16 protein-coding genes are annotated in these 21,201 nt (G+C 43.5%); 14 read left to right on the top strand and 2 right to left on the bottom strand.

Features of this window, described 5'->3' with window-relative positions; translation table 11 throughout:
• Window positions 1-56: 56 nt before the first annotated feature.
• On the bottom strand, window positions 57-1,910 hold the full coding sequence (locus JMX03_RS04960) for a DUF1800 domain-containing protein (RefSeq protein WP_201594922.1): 1,854 nt from the start codon (window positions 1,908-1,910) through the stop codon (window positions 57-59).
• A 335-nt stretch (window positions 1,911-2,245) separates the two neighbouring features.
• On the opposite strand from JMX03_RS04960, the gene JMX03_RS04955 reads away from it, so the two are divergent.
• The 8 genes from JMX03_RS04955 (at window position 2,246) to JMX03_RS04920 (ending at window position 12,220) form a co-directional block, all read left to right on the top strand.
• Window positions 2,246-3,739 carry a dihydrolipoyl dehydrogenase gene (locus tag JMX03_RS04955; RefSeq protein WP_201594920.1) on the top strand — a complete coding sequence of 498 codons (1,494 nt, stop codon included), beginning with the start codon at window positions 2,246-2,248 and terminating at the stop codon, window positions 3,737-3,739.
• Window positions 3,740-3,799: 60 nt separating this feature from the next.
• Window positions 3,800-4,984 carry a mechanosensitive ion channel family protein gene (locus tag JMX03_RS04950; protein ID WP_227677778.1) on the top strand — a complete coding sequence of 395 codons (1,185 nt, stop codon included), beginning with the start codon at window positions 3,800-3,802 and terminating at the stop codon, window positions 4,982-4,984.
• Between the two features lie 139 nt (window positions 4,985-5,123).
• A complete protein-coding gene (gene rlmKL / locus JMX03_RS04945; protein WP_201594918.1) occupies window positions 5,124-7,430 on the top strand; it encodes a bifunctional 23S rRNA (guanine(2069)-N(7))-methyltransferase RlmK/23S rRNA (guanine(2445)-N(2))-methyltransferase RlmL in 2,307 nt (768 codons plus the stop codon).
• Between the two features lie 209 nt (window positions 7,431-7,639).
• A complete protein-coding gene (locus JMX03_RS04940; RefSeq protein WP_201575166.1) occupies window positions 7,640-8,215 on the top strand; it encodes a TerD family protein in 576 nt (191 codons plus the stop codon).
• A 239-nt stretch (window positions 8,216-8,454) separates the two neighbouring features.
• Window positions 8,455-9,522 (top strand): DUF475 domain-containing protein, encoded by a 1,068-nt coding sequence (locus JMX03_RS04935; RefSeq protein WP_201575167.1) that lies wholly within the window; start codon window positions 8,455-8,457, stop codon window positions 9,520-9,522.
• A gap of 409 nt (window positions 9,523-9,931) precedes the next feature.
• Window positions 9,932-10,507, top strand: coding sequence for a TerD family protein (locus tag JMX03_RS04930; RefSeq protein ID WP_201575168.1), 576 nt, complete (start codon window positions 9,932-9,934; stop codon window positions 10,505-10,507).
• Window positions 10,508-10,805: 298 nt separating this feature from the next.
• The gene (locus JMX03_RS04925; protein ID WP_201594916.1) at window positions 10,806-11,558 is read left to right on the top strand and encodes a TIGR00266 family protein; all 753 of its coding nucleotides are present in this window, start codon (window positions 10,806-10,808) and stop codon (window positions 11,556-11,558) included.
• A gap of 53 nt (window positions 11,559-11,611) precedes the next feature.
• The gene (locus JMX03_RS04920) at window positions 11,612-12,220 is read left to right on the top strand and encodes a TerD family protein (protein ID WP_201594914.1); all 609 of its coding nucleotides are present in this window, start codon (window positions 11,612-11,614) and stop codon (window positions 12,218-12,220) included.
• 109 nt (window positions 12,221-12,329) lie between these two features.
• On the opposite strand, the gene JMX03_RS04915 is transcribed toward JMX03_RS04920, so the two are convergent.
• Window positions 12,330-13,604 carry a TerD family protein gene (locus JMX03_RS04915; protein ID WP_201594912.1) on the bottom strand — a complete coding sequence of 425 codons (1,275 nt, stop codon included), beginning with the start codon at window positions 13,602-13,604 and terminating at the stop codon, window positions 12,330-12,332.
• Window positions 13,605-13,898: 294 nt separating this feature from the next.
• Here JMX03_RS04915 and JMX03_RS04910 point away from each other — a divergent pair, with 294 nt between their 5' ends.
• The 6 genes from JMX03_RS04910 to JMX03_RS04885 all read left to right on the top strand — a co-directional run bounded on the left by JMX03_RS04910 (window position 13,899) and on the right by JMX03_RS04885 (window position 21,193).
• Entirely contained in the window at window positions 13,899-15,041 is a 1,143-nt protein-coding gene (locus JMX03_RS04910; protein ID WP_201594910.1) for an ATP-grasp domain-containing protein, read from the top strand.
• Between the two features lie 210 nt (window positions 15,042-15,251).
• Window positions 15,252-16,580 carry an NYN domain-containing protein gene (locus JMX03_RS04905; protein ID WP_201594908.1) on the top strand — a complete coding sequence of 443 codons (1,329 nt, stop codon included), beginning with the start codon at window positions 15,252-15,254 and terminating at the stop codon, window positions 16,578-16,580.
• Window positions 16,573-17,856, top strand: a complete 1,284-nt coding sequence (locus JMX03_RS04900; protein WP_201594906.1) for a phosphoribosyltransferase domain-containing protein — start codon at window positions 16,573-16,575, stop codon at window positions 17,854-17,856. The genes JMX03_RS04905 and JMX03_RS04900 overlap by 8 nt, the downstream gene beginning before the upstream one ends.
• A 54-nt stretch (window positions 17,857-17,910) precedes the next feature.
• Window positions 17,911-18,729: an HAD hydrolase family protein gene (locus tag JMX03_RS04895; RefSeq protein ID WP_201594904.1), complete on the top strand. Its 819-nt coding sequence runs from the start codon at window positions 17,911-17,913 to the stop codon at window positions 18,727-18,729.
• 78 nt (window positions 18,730-18,807) lie between these two features.
• Window positions 18,808-20,013: a cysteine protease StiP domain-containing protein gene (locus tag JMX03_RS04890; protein WP_201597811.1), complete on the top strand. Its 1,206-nt coding sequence runs from the start codon at window positions 18,808-18,810 to the stop codon at window positions 20,011-20,013.
• A 91-nt stretch (window positions 20,014-20,104) separates the two neighbouring features.
• Window positions 20,105-21,193: an HpcH/HpaI aldolase/citrate lyase family protein gene (locus tag JMX03_RS04885; RefSeq protein ID WP_201594902.1), complete on the top strand. Its 1,089-nt coding sequence runs from the start codon at window positions 20,105-20,107 to the stop codon at window positions 21,191-21,193.
• Window positions 21,194-21,201 lie beyond the last annotated feature (8 nt).

The following is a 21,201-nucleotide window of genomic DNA, read 5'->3' as shown; positions in this document are numbered from 1 at the left end:
TACTCATAATCTTTTAATCGAAGTACTATGCTTGATATATAGCAATAACAATGCTCTTATTTTTGCACCAAGTACTCAGGACTGGCCATTGTCAGTAATACCGCTGAATAGACACGGTTTTTACCCCAATCAGGATCTCGGTCCGTTATATCTTCTAGCGCTTCAACGATAAGGGATGTAGTATCGTCTGACATCTGGTTCGCGCACAGAACCAGATTGAGATGAGCAACGAGCTTTTCAGGTTGATCATATAGTTTCATTTCTTCACTATATTCTGGCAATATCTCAGGCTGGGACTCATCAAATAAATAATGCACCCCATTCTGAATAATTATTTTCATAAAATTAATGTAGCCCACTGTAGAAGTCTCATTATGCAACTGCAATTCTGGGGCTACTAAGTTATTACTAACGAAGTCACTAGTACTAGGCGCATAATCGACATCGAAAAAATTAAATACAGAAGGCCCTTTGAGTGGGCTTTGATTGAAGTGCCATCTACTACTTAACGTGTTACTAATAGCCCACTCACCTGATATGCTTTTACGGTTCGTAAAAGTATGTACCCACTGGATATATCTCACTATAGGTTCACGCACTTTACCAATAGCCGGTATATCTTTAACGGGCAACTTTCGCGCCTCAATATCGGTTAAAATAGCCTGTAAAACTGACCTTAAATTACCACGTGTACCACTATCATCACGATTAAACACAGTGGCTACTCTTCTGACATAGTCAGGACTTGGGTTGCTGGTTACCAGACGCTGAATAAGTTGTTTTGAGATAAAAGGAGCAATATTAGCGTGGTTAAATAAGGTGTCCATTACAATATCTAACGCTTGCTCGCCACTTGCTCCTGCTGGTACAGTGATACCAAAAAAACTCACGCTACGAGTATCATGATTGTCTGGTGAATTAACCATGGGAGCACGATGCGCGCTAGGATCTGTAGTAGTGTAGTGTGTATCATAAGATTCATCTACGCTCCATCCAGTCAATGCCTGAGCAACATTAGTCACCGTCTCTTGAGTATAAGTCTCTATTGGCTGGCCACCATTTAACTTAGGTGTACCATCAAGATTTAACTCTATCAGCCCAATAGTAAACAGCTGCATAAGCTCACGGGCAAAATTTTCATCTGGCCTACGCCCTCTATCATTGGCTTTTTTGCTACTGATTAAATCTAAGAAGTCTCCCATCGCTAAGTTTAAGGTAATCGCCTTTAGAAGATCTCTAAAGTTACCAAAAGCATGCTCATTGAGAACATCCCAGTAGGCAGCGATAGAAAAAGAATGCAAGGGCAAAAACACGCCATGAGAAGACACGACCAAAATTTCAGAAAGAGCTAAAGCGGTACGTTTACGTAAAGTATCTTTAGAAGAGAACAGTTGTTGCCATGCCATCCAATCCACAGGGTTTCTATCAAAGCGATACTTTTCATTGTTCACACCGCGTTGCAGTAACCAGTCATAACCTGTGATCGCAATGGGCATAGCAAATTGATTATTTAACCATTGATGGATACCGATACTTTTAAGCGATTCAATTTCAGCTTTCGTCGATGAAAATTGGGCTTGTTGTAAGAACCTAGCAGCGTCAGTATCAGTCAGAAGGGTGGAAGGGTTGTTAGGTTTTTGAGTGGGTTTGCTACTATCAGGGCCCGTATTGCTAGAACCTGTATTCCCAGAACTTGTATTCCCAGAACTTGTGCTTGGCGATTCGTCTCCACCTCCGCCTCCACAGGCAGCGAGCATTAAAGCGGTAGAGCTTATGATAGGCAACTTTAAGTCAAATGAATAAAAATTTTGTCTCTTATCAGTAGGTTCAAACTTTATTTGCTGTAACACAGCATCGCTACCAGTGCTATCAATAGTAGATAGCAATGGCTTTTTGCTAAAACATTCCATTAAGTCGCCTTCAATTATATAATTTAATATTTTTAATTTATGATTCAATCAAAGCTGTGGTATAAAAATAATGCACAGCTCTTCTTTCAAACCTCCATTACATACAAACTAAAATAATGCATGTTTATTCATTAAATGCGGCAATTCACTGCAATTTATATGCCACAGAAATAGTAAGTATTTGTTAATTAAAGTAGTGATGATGGCAGTGTTTTTTCTATTCCTTGCTACCCTAATGCTGCTGAGTGATAATAAAGGATGCCTTAATAATTGAAATTTACCTCCGAAAATCTAGCTATCAAAATCATAACTAAAATCACTAACTTGAGAGTAATATGAACCAAAAATCTAACAACGCCTCTACGAATACCTCTGAAAAAACAACCCGCAAAGTCTCAGTTGCAGTCATTGGTGCTGGTACAGCTGGGCAAAACGCCTTTCGCCAAGCACAGAAAACCACTGAAAACATTGTAATTATCAATGATGGGATTTGGACCACAATCTGTGCCACCATTGGATGTATGCCAAGCAAACTACTGATTGCAGCAGCAGCTCGCGCCCATGAAGCAAAGAGCTCCAAGGAGTTTGGCGTTCATGCAGATGTGCAGATAGACGGCAAGCAAGTCATGTCCCGAGTACAAGCTGAGCGTGATCGGTTTGCTGGGTTCGTCAAAAGACAAGTTGAGAGCTGGCCTGAGGATAAAAAGATATCAGGGCGTGCTTATATTAATAAAGAAGGACTGATCGAGGTAAACGATGAGCTGATTGCCGCAGATAAAATCATTGTCGCCACAGGTAGCTCACCATTTGTACCAGAAGGTTGGGTAGATAAGCTCGGTAAAACTCTGATTACCTCCGATACTGTGTTTGAACTAACAGACCTGCCAGCATCTATGGCTGTCGTTGGCACGGGTGCTATTGGCTTAGAGCTGGCACAGGCGTTTACTCGCTTGGGCGTCGATGTCACCTTATTCAATCGTGTCAATCGTGTCGGTGGTTTAAGAGATGAAGACATCAATCAAAAAGCCATTGAGTGCCTAGGTCATGAGCTCACTATGCAGCTCGACAGTAAAATCATAGACGTTGGCACGCAAACCAATGCAGACAATGAAGCTCCATCAGCATTTATTGATTATAAAGACAGTGCTGGCCAATCGCAGCAGTGGCAAGGTGAGTGCGTTCTAGTAGCGACTGGACGTCGCAACAATATCAATCAGCTAGGGATAGAAAACCTAGGAGTCGAGCTCGATGACAAAAATCGTCCAAAAAACCTAAACATCAATACTGGCCAGATCGGCGACTTGCAGCTATATATCGTTGGCGACGCTAATGCACATTTACCTCTTCTTCATGTCGCCAGTGACGAAGGTTTCAGTGCAGGAAGCGAGGTTTGCCGTGATAATGTCGGTGCTTATATTCGCCCACCTGCTATCCCACTAGGCATTGTATTTTGTGAGCCCCAAATCGCTAACGTTGGTATGTCACTACCAGAGATTGAACGTTCAGAGCGCACGCATGTCACTGGTAAAGTCAGTTTCGATAACCAAGGGCGTAGCCGTATTATGGGAGTCAACTGTGGTCTATTGCACATCTATGCTTGCAAAGAAACCGATAAGATTTTGGGCGCATGTATGGTGGGTCCTGATGCTGAGTATGTCGCCCATATATTGGCCGTTGCCGTTACCAATGAGTTGAGCGTTAAGGAGCTGCTGGACACGCCTTTTTATCATCCAACTATTTTAGAGGGACTACGCAGCGCACTACGAGATGTACAAAAGCAAATGTCTATCCCACATCAAGCTGAAAAGAGAGAGGAAGATGGCTTTTAAACAATGACTCGGTTACAATTTTAGATAAGTATCAACTACCCAATACTCATGGATAACATAATGGCAATCGCTGGTATTACTGATTTTTTTGAAGAAATCATTCGTGATTTACATACCAGCCTATATCTCGCCATTGGTGGCTCGATAGAAGAGGATTCACTCAACTGGTCTTCTTATGCAGCTGAGTTAGTCAGTACTGGCATCAAAATCCTAATACTGCTTGCGGTATTGGGATTTTTTTATTGGTTAGCGACCTATATTATTAAGAAAAACAAAACGCGTCTGCGCTTGAATGAGCGCCGCATTAAAATGGCACGCTCTACTCTGCGTTATATGTGGGTGGTTGCCAGTGTAATTGCCGTCATGAGTCAAATGAGTTTTGAGCCAGATACCGTTAAAGCCACAGCAAAAGCCAGTATTTGGGCGGGTATCTATTATGTCCTCTGGACGACATCCGATCATATTATCCATAAAGTATTGCAGCATTATGGACTCAATGCTTCTATTGAACAGCTGCTTAAGAATGTTTTTTCAGTACTGATTTGGATACTTGGAACGGCCAGTGTCATGGCGCAATTTGGCTTTGACATTGTCTCTTTAGTCGCAGGTTTGGGTATTGTTGGTTTGGCAGTGGGCTTTGCTGCCCAGTCGACGCTTGCCAACTTCATCGCTGGCATTACGATCCTACTTGAGCAATCCTTTCAAGTGGGCGACTGGATTAACATTAATGACAATGAAGGTCGTGTCGTGGTTATCGCCTTGCGCACCACGCATATCTTGACCCGAGACAATATTACGGTCATCATTCCAAACTCTAACGTGGCCTCCTCCGAGGTGACCAACCTGACCTCCAAAAACTTCATACGCTTTGATATTCGTATGCGTATTGCATTTGAGGATGATATTGACCTTGCTCGTAAGGAGATTTTGCAAGTTCTGTCCGATACTGATGTGGTGCTCAGCCGCCCTGAGGCCTCAGCGACAGTAGCTGAGATTGGGGAGTATGGGGTGTTTTTCATCGTGCGTTTTTGGGTCAAGCCTGCGTCAGTTGCTCGCATGCCTAAGATAAAAGAAGACCTGCAAGAAAAGATCAAACTTGCATTTGATGCGGCCAACATCTCAACCCCTTACCCGCATATGCGCCTGCTCATGCCAAAGGACGTCGACTACCCTATTGCAACTAAACCGTTTGCCACGACGACGCAAGTGCTCACAGAAGGAGTCACTCTTACAAAAGATGACTAGAGTACGCCCTTATTGTGTTGAGATGAGCTTTATATTAAACCTATACGCTTTGAACCATCCACTCTTGAAATATGGTAAAATTGCCGGTTGAATCTCCTATTTTATTATTCGTTCAGCACATTTAGCCACAGGTATCCGTATGACCGCATCAAGCACGCCTCCCTCTGTACAAGCATCCTCACAAACCATGTCGCTCAATCTTATCGTTACTTGTGCTGATGGGCTTGAGGCACCGCTACAGACTGAACTGACTAGCTTTGGCATTGCAAGCGAAATCAAAAGCACAGGTCGTCTGACTGTTACGGGTACATTGCGTGATCTCTATACGATCTGCCTCTGGTCACGTGTGGCCTCACGGGTATTGATGCTGATCAAACGCAAAAACATCAACACCGAATATGATGTGGCTGAGCAGCTCTATGGTTTGGCAAAGTCTGTCAACTGGACTGAGCAGTTTGACTTAGAGCAAACCTTTGCCATCCGTCTGTCTGTCGATAAGCGCGTGGCGGTCAGTCAGCAGTTTGCGATGCTGCGTATCAAAGACGCCATCGCCGATACCTTCAATGAAGTATATGACAGCCGCCCCAACGTCGACAGCAAAAACCCAGATTTTTCTGTGTTTGCTACTGTCAATGACAAGCAAGCCGAGCTGTATCTAGACCTATCTGGTACCAGCTTGCATCGCCGCGGCTATCGTGTGGCCATGACCGATGCGCCTTTAAAAGAAAACCTAGCCGCAGCGCTACTCTATAGCGCAGGTTGGCATAAGAAAAACGACGCAGGCAACGCGCCTTTTTATAACGCTCTTATCGATCCTATGTGCGGCTCAGGTACGTTTATTATCGAAGCGCTCTTGATGCATTGTGATTATGCTGTCGGTATCGATAAAGCAGCCAATCAATTCGGATTTTATGAATGGCAACATCATGATGATGCGCTCTGGCAGCAGATGATTGAGGATGCCCAAAACCGTTTTCGCGAGGCGCTCGCCATTGCTCAAGAGCAGCCAGATACCTTGCCGTTGATTTTGGGTTTTGATGCTGATAGCGGTGCGATACTCGCCACAGAAAAAAACCTGATCGCCGCAGGGTTGCAAGAGCTGTTGCCGCTGCTTGATATCGAGACGCGCGCGCTCAATCAACTAGGCGGTGTGCTAAAGCCGCTGGTCGATGACGACCGCTTGAGCAATCCGCTTGTCATTACCAACCCACCTTATGGCGAGCGCTTGGGCGATGAAGACATTATCAAGCCTTTATACCAGTCAATCGGGCTTATTTTGCAAGACAGCTTTGCAGGTAGTGGCATTAATCCAATGCTTGGCATCTTGGCCGCTCGTGTCGAACAGGTCGATATCTTACCAATCAAAGAACCAAAAACTCTGCGCTGTCACAACGGTGCCATTACGGTTTATTTTCGTTATGGTTCCCTTATCGCTGGGCAAATAGGCCATCTGGTCAGTCGTTTTGAGAAGCGTGACATCACGGTAGAGGGCGGGCAAGACTTTATCAACCGTCTACAAAAAAACCTCGCCAAGCTTAAAAAACTCGCCAAAAAAGACAATGTCAGCAATATTCGTGTCTATGACGCTGATTTGCCCGACTTTAAAGTTGCCATTGACCTGTATGGTGATTATGCGCACGTGCAAGAATACGCACCGCCCAAAACCATCCCGCCTGAGACCGCAAAAAAACGCTTCAACCTCGCCCTGATGGGTATCCGTGAGGTGTTTGATATCAACCGCGAGCAGGTCTTTATCAAAACCCGCGCCCGTCAATCAGGTAATGAGCAATATAGTAAGCAAGGTCAAACAGATAAACGTGGCAAGTTCTATGTCGCCCGTGAAGATGGTGCATATTTTTATGTCAACCTTACTGATTATCTAGACACTGGCTTATTTATTGATCACCGTAATATGCGTATGCGCATCAAAGCCAATAGTCGCGGCAAAGCCGTGTTGAATCTATTTGCTTACACGTGTACTGCCAGTGTGCATGCTGCGCTTGCCGGCGCCAAAAAAGTCACCAGTGTCGATTTATCACAGAATTACTTGGACTGGGGCAAGCAAAACTTTGTCCTGAATGGTTTGGATGTAAGCCGTAACAAGTATCAATTTGTGGCTGCCGATATTTTTGAGTGGATTAAAGACAATACCGAACAATATGATATTATCTTTATTGATCCACCGACTTTCTCAAATTCAAAAAAGTTCCAAGGAACCTTTGATGTGCAGCGCGATCATGCCGCCTTAATCAACCGCGCCATGAACCGTTTGACTTCTGATGGAGTATTATATTTCTCTAACAATTTCACCCGTTTTGAGCTGGATGAACAACTCTCTCAGCGTTATGACGTTACCAATATTACCCATCAGACGATTGGTTTTGATTTTAATATCAAAAAGCCCATTCATCAAAGCTTTGAGATTCGCCATCGTCAAGAAACATAAACTGATAAGACATAGTAGCTCTCACCTAAAAAATAGCAAATGAATACCCATAATAGTTGTATTCAACAGACCCTAAGCTTAAAAATTTATTCTCATTAAGAATGACCCATCCCACTTTGATTGGGTCATTTTTTGTTGTTATGATAGTGCGTTGCCATTAGCATATATAAATCGGCAGTAACTTTTACACTTACAATAAGGAAATACTCATGGCTTTATCACTGAATAAAGGCGGTAACTTATCGCTAACGAAAACCGACCCAAACCTAACCAAACTGCTTATCGGTCTTGGTTGGGATGAGCGCGCCACTTCGGGTGCTGAGTTTGATCTTGATGCGAGCGTGTTCTTGCTGAGTACTGCGGGCAAAGTGCGCGGCGACCATGATTTCATCTTCTACAATCAGCTAAAGTCTGACAACGGTGCTGTTGAGCATACTGGTGACAACCGTACTGGCGAAGGTGACGGTGATGATGAAGTGGTCAAAGTAAACTTAACTCAAGTGCCTGCTGACGTCGATAAAATTGTCGTCACAGTGACTATTCATGATGCTGCTGCACGCAGTCAAAACTTCGGTCAAGTCGCCAACGCCTTTATCCGTGTCGTTAACGAAGAGACTGGTACTGAAGTCGTACGTTTTGATTTGGCAGAAGACTATTCTGTCGAAACCGCGATGGTATTTGGTGAGGTTTATCGTCATAACGGTGAGTGGAAATTCCGTGCGGTAGGCCAAGGCTATTCAGGTGGTCTACAAGCAATGTGTCAGCAGTATGGCGTCAATATCTAATACTGAATCTAGGCTGGTTTCAGCACTTTATTGGTCGTCAATATACTGCCAATGGGTGCTGATCAATGTAAAGCGCAAATAGTTGCAAAACAGTCACAATTTTCTATAGCAAAACGTTCAATAATGCTTTATGTTCCATTTAAAATTATGCATAAAAAGTGGTTAGCAATAGCCACTTTTTTGCGGTTTGTGTCTATAATAGGCCGACCTTAGCTTTACGCAACCAGACAGGATGTGTCATGAGACATTTTTATTTAGACTTTATCTTCACGGCCATTGCCTTAGCGGTAGCGGCGTGGTGGGGATATTCACATGGCGGTATGGGCGGGCTGATAGCCACGCTGTCGATTACTGCCATTTTGGCCGTCATGGAGATTTCGTTATCGTTTGATAACGCGGTGGTCAACGCCTCAGTACTTAAGGGCTGGGACGAGTTTTGGAAAAAGATCTTCTTAACCGTTGGTATTTTGATCGCGGTATTTGGTATGCGCTTGGTATTCCCAATTGTCATCGTTGCGGTTACCGCAGACCTTGGCATGATGGAAGTGATCAATCTGGCGTTGTATAACCCAGAAGAATACTCTGCCAGACTCATGGCACACCATGCAGAAATCTCAGCCTTTGGTGGTATCTTCTTACTATTAGTATTCTTAAACTTCGTGTTCGATGACAAAGACGTGCACTGGTTCAACTGGCTTGAAAGCCGCCTTGCGAAGCTGGGCAAAGTTGATGCCATGAGCGTATTTGTTGCACTCATTATCTTAATGATTGCCGTATCGTGGGCCAACGCTGATCAGTCAGCGGCTGTTCTGATTGCGGGTGTCTGGGGTATTTTGGTGTACCTTGGTGTACAGGTTGTATCTGGTATGCTTGAGGGCGACCTTGAGGAAGGGCTAGAAGAAGACGGATCGGGTGCAGCAGCAACCAGTGCCATTATGAAAGGTGGTATTATCGGTTTCTTATACCTTGAAGTACTTGATGCCTCATTCAGTTTTGACGGTGTGATTGGTGCTTTTGCCATTACCAACGACGTGATTGTCATTATGTTAGGTCTAGCGATTGGTGCCATGTTTGTCCGCTCTATGACCATCTTTTTGGTGGACAAAGGTACGCTTGATGAGTTCATTTATCTTGAACACGGTGCGCATTACGCCATCGGTGCGTTGGCTATCATCATGCTACTATCCGTGAAGTTCCATGTGCCAGAGCTGATTACTGGTCTCATTGGTATTGCCTTTATCGGTTGGGCATTTGTGGCCTCACTTCAGTACCGTAAACGACAAGCCAAAAACATTACTGAACATTAACTGTAAACTGTTTTAAAATCATATCGTAGCACGTAGCATATATAGGCCATATCACTCATGTGATATGGCCTTTTTTATAATAAGTGATTACAACTCATTCAAAAACACGATGATTAATGGCTATTTATAAACTTTATATACTCTTATTTACGGCAACAAAACTTGTTAAAAAACTATCAGCTATATAAAATTACTGTGTCCCTTAGTAAACTTATGACTAAGCGCACAAAATTCGCCTTGCTTAGTAACGGCGTGCTTAGTATAGTGAAATACAACACTATTTAAGATGCATAATACGAGTTGCTATAGTATTTATCATGCTATGACTCTGTAAATGTGCTTTGAGTAGGGCATCATTTAACTATCAACCATTCACTAATAATTAACGATTAATAAACAGGATATCTATATGGCTATTAGCTTAACGAAAGGCGGCAACGTAAACTTATCAAAAGAAGCACCAGGTTTAACCAACATCACTGTTGGTCTGGGTTGGGATCCACGTGCAACTGACGGTCAAGAGTTTGACTTAGATGCCATCGGATTTTTGGTCAATGAAGCAGGCAAAGTACGTAACGATCAAGATTTCATTTTCTTCAACAACTTAAAGTCAGACAACGGCGCGGTTGAGCACACTGGCGATAACCGTACGGGTGAAGGCGATGGTGATGATGAAAAAATTAAAATCAATCTTGCTAGCATCCCTGCTGACGTGAGCAAAGTAGCTGTCTGCGCTATCATCTATGAAGGTCAAGCCCGTAATCAAAACTTCGGTCAAGTTGGTGAAGCTTATATTCGTGTCGTGAATGACAATGGCAACTCTGAAATTGCGCGCTATGACTTGTCAGAAGACGGCAGTACTGAAACAGCAATGATATTTGGCGAGTTGTATCGTCATAGCGGTGACTGGAAATTCCGCGCCGTTGGTCAAGGCTTCAGCGGTGGTCTTGGACCATTAGCCGCTTCTTATGGCGTCAATGTGTAAGCTTTTAACAGCTACAGTTACGCATGAGAGTTTACGCTTTAGAATGTAGACTCTAAGTTCAACGCAATAATAAGGCGTGATTTATAAAGTAAATTGCGCCCAATAAGGCTATCAAGTGTATCCTATCATCGCATTTGATGGCCTTAACATTAATGGCATACCAAAATACCTGATAACGTAAGTAGCTACTTTAAGTAGTATTATTCAAGAACCATACTTACAAGCATTCATTAAAAACCGTAATTAGAAAAAAATAAAAGAACCATATTTAAGAATATAGAATAAGGATCTGCATCTCATGGCCGCAACTTTTAGCTTAATCGGTACGATTGAACCATTTTTGCATTGCAACCTCAAAAAGGGTGATTCGATATATTGCGAAGCCAATGCGATGGTGATGATGGAGTCAAACCTTGAATTAAAAGGTAAGCTACAAGGCGGACTCATGCAGTCGTTGATGCGCCGTTTTGCGAATGATGAATCATTGTTTCAACAACAGATTGAAGCGGTCAACGGTGAAGGTGATTGTCTACTTGCCCCTACCCTAGATGGCGATATGCAAATCTTGGACGTCGGGGCGCAGCAGTATACACTGAGTGATGGTGCATTTGTCGCCGCGCAAACGGGTGTCGATATCAGAGCCAATATCCAACGCAACCTTGGCGGGGCAGTATTTGGTGATACTGGTGGTTTTATGGTCATGCAAACCCAAGGTCAAGGTCAAGTCGTGGTATCAGGTTTCGGCTCGCTATTTGAGATTGAAGTCACACCGGGCAAAGATGTCATCATCGACAATGGGCATGTGGTGTGTTGGGATTCTCAGCTTGAATATAAGCTGTCCGTCTCTACCAGCAAGAAAAAAGGCATCATGAGTAACATTATCAACTCCGTTACCAGTGGCGAAGGCATGGTACTCAACTTCTCTGGCTCTGGCAAAGTCGTCATCTGTTCACGCAATCGCGATAGCTACCAAGGCTGGTTACAAAGCATTCTAGGCAGTAGCTCAGGTGGACGCGGTGGTGGTGGCGGATTTTTAGATAATATTTTATAAACATAAAACTCTTTAGCTCATTTCTCTTTAACTCATTTTATAAGGATTCTCACATGACAGTCAGTCTACAAAAGGGACAAAAAATATCCTTAAGCAAAGAAGCTGGTGGCACGCTTACCCAAGTTAATTTAGGTCTGGGTTGGGATGTCGCACAAGGCCCGCAAGCTAAAAAAGGTGGCTTCTTAGGCAAGTTATTTGGTGGTGGTAGTGGCGGTGACACTATTGACTTAGATGCTTCATGCATCATGTTCGATAGTAACAAACAGCCAATCGATGCGATTTGGTTCGGTCAGCTACAATCAAAAGATGGCAGTATCCTCCACACTGGTGATAACCGTACGGGTGATGGCGATGGCGATGATGAAGTCATCAAGGTTGACCTATCAAAAATACCAGAAAACGTGGTATCGCTGATGTTTACTGTCAATAGCTTTACTGGTCAAACGTTTGAGACGGTAGAAAACGCTTTTTGCCGTATCGTCAATGCCAACAACAATCAGGAGGTCGCCCGTTATAATTTATCTGCACAGGGCGGTCATACAGCTATGATAATGGCAAAAGTCTATCGTCATGACAATGAATGGAAAATGCATGCTATTGGCGAGACCGCTTCTGGTCGCACCTTCCATGACTTGATGCCTTCTATCTCTCCGCATGCATAGCTCATACTATCAATAGTTTCAAAAAACCGCCGAGCGACATGTCGTTCGGCGGTTTTTTATTGATGTAGGCTAGTATTTTTTGTCCAGAACTTCTTATGTTTTATGCTTGCTACTTACGCCCTTTTTTCCAGCTAAAACCCCAATTAAAGGCTTTATCCATCTCCTGATGGCCTTTAAAATACTGGTTGATACGCTCAACATTGATACTGCCTTGTTGGTTCACCAAACGCGCGATGGCGCACATTGGCAAGTTGCCAGTGCCTTCCGTTAAACGGGTTTCAATCGGCGGCTGCTCAGGCACATGAATGGTCACTACCCCATCCGTTTGCGCCCAATTTGGTGCACCTTCGTAGATGAAAGCAAAGATGAATACTTCCTCAATCTGTGACCACTGTTGGCCATTGATATCGAGCCATTCACCGCCACTGACTTGCCCCGTTCTATCATCAGCACGTAATAAAACGTAAGGCGCGGATTGCAAACTTCCAAAGCGATTACCTAAGGCCTGAATGAGTGTTTTTTCACCATTTTTTAGATGAATCATCGCACCGACATCCAAGTCGATACCGCCAGATTTATGCTGCTTAAACAGATCGCCCAACAAGCCTTTTTTGGGCGCTTGCTTGTCCATATCTGGACGTTGGTTCCAGTTTAGGTTGACTGAGATCTTACCAAAGTCATCACGTTTTTTTAGATTGATACTGGTTTGGTTTTTGGTGAGCGTAATTTTATTTAAATTAACCGCAGGGCTAGAAGGAATCGGCGGTGGAGTGCTTGCTTGAGGGGCACTACCCGCTTTTTGCGTATTGATTGGCCGCTGCGTATTAATAGGTTGAGACTGACTTTGTGATTGGTTCTGGGCTTGAGCGGGTGCTTCATCAGCAATCTCAACGCCGAAGTGCTCTGATAACGGCTTAAGACCGCCGTCAAAACCTTGAGCAATGAAGCGAAACTTCCAGCTGCCTTGCCGACGATAGCATTCGGCTAAGATAATGGCTTTTTCGCTACGACCAGCACTGCTTAACTGGCAGCTCATTAGCACTTGGCTGCCTTGCAATACCTGAATATCCACATCACCGACTTGAGCCAAAGTCTGCGCACTTGAAAAGGCCAAGGCAATCTTATCAATGCTTGCAGGCTGCGCAGGCAAGTTAATATCAAAAAACCCATCACTATCGTGACCTCGAAAGCTCACATTACCATCATCGCTACGCGTCTGACCATAAAATATCATATCGCCATCACCGCGGACTTTACCATCGGTAGTCAAGCGGTAAGCGGCGCAATCAATCGCGTTTTGGCTCAGAATTCGGATACTGATATTGTCATTTGGTAGGGGCGCATTGGCACCTGCAATTAACTTTTGCGGTTGGTTTTGGCTCATAATCTGTCCTTATAATTATTGATAACACTTATTGATTTATAGCTTTACTTGCCATTTTAGACATTGCCATATAGTAGCATGGATATCATGAGACTTTTAATAAGCAAGCTCATTGATTGAGTGTTAAAAACCCTCTTACAAATCCCTGACGCTATTTTATCAGGAACATTTATAACCTGTGCCATTTGTATATAATAGACTCTGCTATCAATAATAGCTTTAGAATCGCTGCATCAAGTGACCCAACTATTTATACCAACTACTTATAAAACTTATCATCACGCTGAGAAGACTATGGATAACCCTGCAAACCCTAACCACCGCACGATGCCAATAGCAGCTTGGTTGGCTGAAGGTCAGTCCAGCCAGCGCGACATGTTAGCCAGTCTACAAGCGCTGAAGACACAATCGACTACCCCTTTTAATATAATCGCATCACATCGCCATCATAGACCTGAGATTTTTGAATTTGCTGACTTAGTGTATCGCGAGCCAGTCAATACGGCTGCAAATAATGATGAGCATACGCAGGCTGAATCCATATTGCCGCGCTGGCAGTTTGTACTTGAAGAGGCTCAGCGTCAAAACGTGAAAGTATTGCTGACTGGTCGTAACGGTATTGACTATGAGGCGCATCGTGAGACATTTAAGGCAGCAGGCATTCGCTTATTGACAGGTGCGACGAGCGTCGCTGCATTGGAGTCGATTGATGATAAATTTGCCTTTATGCAGCATTGCCATGCCCATGACATCCCAGTGGCTGATGCTTGGCGTTTTGATAATACTGCTGAGCTTGAAGCGTTACTGGCGCAGCACGGTCATCAGCCCTTATGTGTCAAACCAGTCACTGGTATTTTTGCGCAAGGATTTTGGCGACTTGATACTGGTAAACCTTCAGGTGAGCAGTATGATAGTTTTGAGCATTTATACTTTACTGAAGAGAAAAAAATAAATACCACACAGTTCATAAACGCCTACGCCAATAGCCAAATGGTACATGAGCGCCCTATTCCCATGCTGCTGATGCCTTATTTGTCAGGGCAAGAGTACTCTATCGATGTCGTCTGCGAACATGGTGAAGTATTGGCAGCAGTCACTCGCCATAAGACGGGGAAAATCCAACATATCGGTTATGAGCAATCAGTGATGGAGGTCGTCATCCCACTGATTGAAGCCTTTGGCTGTGATGGCATCGTCAGTGTACAAACCAAGGCGGACGACGATGGTCAACACCGTGTCCTTGAGATCAACTCTCGCCCCTCAGGCGGTATTGGCTACACCGCTCATAGCAGTGTGGACTTAACGCAAGTGGGGTTTGCCTATTGGCTTGGTTTAACGGATAAACCCAAACTGGCTGATATTAGTCAGCAGATTACGCCTTGTCAGGTACGATCAATTATGATGAGTGTAAAAATTGAAGAAGCGACTGCTGAATAAAATATCTCCTTAAAACAGATAAGCCCCGAATGTAAGTTTGATCAGAGGGTAAGCGATGACAGCACAGACCACATTAGCATTAGGCGCCAACACCGTAATTGAACAAGCACGGTGCGCTATGGCTGGTTGGCTGTCAGGGTTAAGAAATAAAAAGTAAATTATAAAAACATATAAAATAGTCACTTTGAGAAAGTGTGTTAAGGAATATAAATGCCAGCTAAACTCAACAATATCGCTGTACTTATCGATGCTGATAACGCCTCTGCAAAAAATATTGGCCACATTTTGCAAGAGATAGAAAAATTTGGTCACATCACTTGTAAAAAGATCTACGGTGATTGGGGCAATGCTCATATTCAAAGCTGGCAAGAGGCGCTACTCAAATATGCTATAGATCCCATGCAGCACTTTGCTTATGTCAAAGGTAAAAATGCCACAGATATTGGCATGGTGATTGAGGCGATGGATTTACTTTATAGTCAGCGCTACGATGGCTTTTGCCTGATATCGAGTGATAGCGACTTTACCTCGCTGGCGCTACGCATTCGCAAAAATGGTGTCAAAGTATTTGGCTTCGGTAAACGCAGTACTGTTGACGCTTTTGCCAAATCTTGCGATCAATTTTTTTATGTAGAAGATTTGCTGGCTGCGCAAAGTAGCTCTAGCAAAACCGCATCCTTGTCAAACAACTCGCCGACACGCTGGACAACTAAGCAGCTACACACACAAAACCACTTAATCAGTGTGATAAACAAGCTTATTAATGAAAATCCTAATGCTGATAATGGTTGGTCAAACTTATCTTATATCGCCAGTCAAATTCACCAAAACCATGAAAATATTAAATTAGATAAATATGGCTATACAAAATTTTCTGATTTAATTGTCGCTCTACGTTTATACGATATAAGACGACAATCTAATGGCATGTGGGCAAAGCTAAAAATACAAAAAAAATCGACAGCTTCTACAGCTAGTAATAAAAAAACCTCGCTCCAAGTCTCTACTGACAAATTAGCGACTACTAAACCTAATGCAAACCTTTTCCCTGCTGCCCCTATTATTGTCAAAATAGCGACTGCGCCTACTACTGATGCTGCTTTATTTAGAGTAAATGCTACTGCAAAAGTACGTGGCGATGAAGATATGATATTTTATGGACAGACGCATAGTGAAGATGGCGCAGTCGAGCTAGATCAACGTCTCGAAGGTAATAAGTCAGTATCTGAGTTCAGTTGTGATTTGAACCTCCAACCTACTAATATCGAACAACTTAACTTTGTATTATCAAGTGAGCTTGAAAGCTTAGCGACCGACCCTCAGCAAGCACCTATTGAATTAAGCATCACTGATAAACAGCAAAACACATTATTATTTTCAGGTGAATTTTCCGTCCAAAACAAATCAGGTAAAAGCCTAATATTATTTACCTTAAACCGAACAGGCAAACAATGGCAATTTGCACCAAAGCATCAAAATATAGATGGCGATCTACGTTATCTTTGTGAAAAATATGGGGTAGAACTAAGCGATGACTGATATTACAAACAAATTACCATCCAATAAAGTGTATGAGACTAGCATCACCCTACCTCGCGGTACGCTTGACCTAACCTATCAAACCAATAGCACACTAGACAATGATACGACTTATCAACTAGAAGACTTGCTTGGGTTTGCCCAACGCATTAACCCCAAACGCGCGTTTTTATTCGTCTCAAAAGTCTTAGGTCGCCATATCCCAGTCACGGCTAGTAGCATGCGCAAGGCTTTTACTGACTTAGCAAATTTAGTACCTAGCGATTTACCCGAGCCGATTTTAGTCATTGGTATGGCAGAGACTGCTGTTGGGTTATCTGCTGGTGTGCATCAAGCGCTACAAACACGCTATCCTAATGCTTTATTATTAAACTCCACGCGTCATGCGCAACACAATGATGATAATAGTGAAACGTTATTAACGACTTTTAGCGAAGACCACAGTCACGCCAGCCAACATTTAATTTATCAAAGTTCTAACAAAGCTACGCAAGAGCAATTACTTGCTAGCAAGACATTAATTATGGTGGATGACGAAGCCTCAACAGGCAATACTTGCGTCAATGTCGTGACTGCACTACGTAGTGCTGGGCTTTCGCAATTAGGGCAGGTACACCTAACCACCTTGGTTGATTGGTCGCTAAATCAGAATCAGGATGCAGCCGATATGGAGGATACAATATCTACACGCCTACCTAATATTGACTTTTATCGTCATCATCTGTTATCTGGCGCGTGGCAATGGACGGATGCACCCAATCCTGAGCCGATTACCATGCCGTCGGTTGATACGACTGAGGCTGGCAGTCAGGCTCTAGGTGATACTGGTAACTGGGGGCGCTTCCCAACGCTGGATAGCACAGATGGATTTAATAATTATTTAGCGAAGTTTCAATCCGCATTTACCCGTTTTAGTGGGCAAGCACCGTTTGATAAAGAACAACTGCCTGAGCGTATTTTAGTATTGGGTAGTAATGAGTTTGTGTGGTTGCCATTTTTATTGACGGAATGGCTTGAGGCGAAAACTCAACACTCTAAACCAGTGGCTACAGTGAACTTTAGTGCTTTGACACGCTCACCGATTGCCCTTGGTGGTGCGATTACCAACATGCTAAGCTTTAGCGACAATTATGGTCTAGGTATGACCAATTTTGCTTATAACGTTGAACCTAGCGATTGGGATTTGATTGTGCTATGTGTAGAAACGGCTTCTGATAGCGTAGATGAGATGTGGCAAGGTTTGGATAATGTGTTGGTGGTGAGTCCATCGATTTAACTTAGCCACTAAGCCACTATCTGATTTTCAAATCCATTATGTACGGACACTTTTATGACCACCCCTTTCTTTAAGACTAGCCCCAACATTATCAAACCTTACGCCTTAATGGATTTAGACGATACCCTATTTCAGACGCAGCGTAAGATCGACGCTTGGGATTTACCTACCGCTGAATCTGAAAGCTTAGTCTGCGCCACGGTAAACAAACAAGCCGAACCATTAAGCTTTATGAGCCAACGGCAAGCTGCGTTCTTTAATTGGTTGCTTGCTAGTACCGAATTGATAGTGGTCACCGCGCGCGACCGTAGTGAAATCAAACGTGTAAAGCTACCTTTTGACAGTTGGCAAGTTTTGACTCATGGGGCGATTATTTTAACAGCTGATGGCGAACTATTAAGCGCATGGCAACAGCATATGTATGAGCAGCTTAGCCCCTTGCAAGACAAACTTAACCAGCTAAGCCTATTATTCGCGGATTACAGTAGAAAAGATGACAGTCAATTAGTATTTACACCGCATATTGATAGTTTTAATAATGGTTCTGTTAATGAAGAATTGACCATTTATCTGGCTATTAAACATGCGCAAAAAGACCATCAAGCATTGGCAGAATTAGCCAAAAAGCTACCTACATTAATACGTGATTTTGATCAGGATTTTTATGTCCATGTTAACGCCAACAATCTCGCGATACTGCCACATGCAGTACATAAGCACCATGCGGTACAGTTTCTATTAGACCATCATTTAGATAGTCAACGTCCGAGTTTTGGCTTTGGTGACAGTCTGGCAGATTTGCCGTTTCTGCAACTGCTAGACTGGTACGGTATGCCCAATCATGGTCAACTGCACGACAATCTTAGTTCTTAGTAATTCTCAGCTCTTAATAATTCTCAAATATTAATAATTATAATAACGACAGCAGCTTATATGAGTAAAAAACCTTCTATGACCACTCCCAATATTCAAAAACTCGATAAATACGGCTCAGGCAGTTACCTTGCCAGCGATGTAACAGTGCTACTCGATATTGTCGATAAAGACGCGGTTGCAGACGTGCCAGTCAGCCAAAAAGAAGCGCTTATCCAAAGTGGGCAGCGTCATTATTCAGATATGCTGACTTTAGAGCAAGCGCCGTCAGCTATGCATGAGCAATTATACGCGCAGGCATTAGAGCAAGGCACAAATAGAACCGCGACTGATATCGCTAATTTAGCGCATACGCTACACCATACTTTCGAGCAAACGGTCAGTACTGAGCGCCCATTAGTATTGGTCAGCTTAGTACGAGCAGGTTTGCCCATTGGCGTGTTATTACAGCGTGCCTTATCAGATAGGAAAGGGTCAGATAATGAAAGGTCAGATGCCGATGCCGATAGCGACTACTCTCTGCCCAGTGTGCATTACGGTATTAGCATCATCCGTGATCGTGGGCTTGATCCCATAGCCTTGCAAATGATATTGGACGCTTATCCAGACAGCCCCATCGTATTCGTTGATGGCTGGACAGGGAAAGGCGCCATTTATCAAGAGCTTGCTCGTAGCTTAGAAGTCTTTAGTGACCCTAGCCATCCCAATTTTGCCAATATATTCCATCAAGGAAAAGACGCCATCCCGCTACTTACACTCGCTGATCCAGCGGGCGTCGCTTGGTTGGCTGCTAGTGAGGAAGACTGGTTGATTCCATCAGGTTTATTAAATAGCACGGTATCTGGACTGATTTCTCGTAGTCTATATACTGAGCCGCAATCGGGTCTGCATCGCAGTGTCTTTTATGATAATTTAGTAGAAGCAGATCATAGCTTAGCGTTTATCGATCATATTGATACAGCACGGCGTGCATTGACGATACCTTTAAAACGTTTGCCAACATTTACGCAGCCACGCTATCAGACTGCTGATTTAATTGATGAGTTGGCAATTACCTATCAAATCAGTAATCGCAATCGTATTAAGCCGACAATTGCAGAGGCAACACGCGCCATATTACGCCGCGATCCAGAGCGCATTTTACTCGCTACCGCTGATCATCCTGATACGGTATTATTGCGACATTTATGCGACGAAAGAAACATCAATATCAGTGTATTAGATGATAAAATACTGCCCTATCAAGCCATCACCCTTATCAAGCAGCGTAGCAAAGACAGTTAAGCCATTGCCATCGACTCATTGATATGTCCTGCCTTTTATAACCGCCGATAACCAGATAACCCCTTATTTATTACTATTTACGATGCCAATTATGTCCGACATGCCAAACAACGAATCCAATATCTATAGTCATACTCAGTCTTACGAGCATCTGATTACTGAACGTCATGCGATGCTTAAGCCACGTGCTCATCACCCTTATCAGTTAGGCGCCAGTCTCTATATGCCTGCTACTCGCCAAGATATCTGGCAAGTCATCAAGCGTGACAAGCTATCGACCATTAACAGCATTATTATTTGTTTAGAAGATGCTGTTAGCCATAGCCATGTTGAGTTGGCACTTGAACGTTTGCAAGCTTTACTTCATACGTGGGCTGAGCATGTTGACAGTATCAATGACCCTTCAAAGCAAGCTGGTCTTCATTCAGAGCAGCAAACAGGTCAGAAAAATCAGCAACCAACACGGCCCTTAGTCTTTGTACGGCCACGTAATCCAGCGATGCTAGAACACCTAGCAGGGTTTTCTCATATCGATCTGATTGATGGTTTTGTATTGCCTAAAGTCGATATGTATAGTTTATCCAATTGGCGAATGGCCTGTCAGAACTTAAGCACAGACCAGCTATTGATGCCAACCTTAGAGACCGCGGCTTTATTTGACCCGCATCATAACCAAGAGCTGGCGATCGGTTTTAAAGAAGCCTTTAATCAACCAGTCTTTGCCTTGCGTATCGGTGGCAATGATTTATTTGCCGCATTGCGCCTGCGTCGTCCTAAAAATAGTATCATCTACGCTTCACCGATTGGCACACTGGTCTATCAGCTGCTTGGCTGCTTCGTACCGCACGGCTTTTATTTAAGCGCGCCTGTCTTTGAGTACTTAGATCAGCCAACGCTATTTATGCAAGAGCTGACCCGCGATGTGAGCTTGGGACTGGTAGGAAAAACGGTCATACACCCAAGCCAAATCGCCTTGGTACAACAAGCTTATTGCGTGCCAAAAAGCATGCTAGATGAAGCACAAGCGATACTCCATAGTGAAGCCAAAGCGGTGTTTAAATATAATAACACCATGCTAGAGCCTGCCACCCATCGCGCTTGGGCAGCTGAAATTGTCAATCGTGCTGAGGTGTTTGGAACGATTGATGACGGTAATAGTGAGTATAGCTCACGCATGTAGCAGTTAAG

Origin of the sequence: Psychrobacter fulvigenes (assembly GCF_904846155.1) — a bacterium.
Lineage (GTDB): Bacteria > Pseudomonadota > Gammaproteobacteria > Pseudomonadales > Moraxellaceae > Psychrobacter > Psychrobacter fulvigenes.
This window is presented reverse-complemented; position numbering and strand designations above follow the sequence as displayed.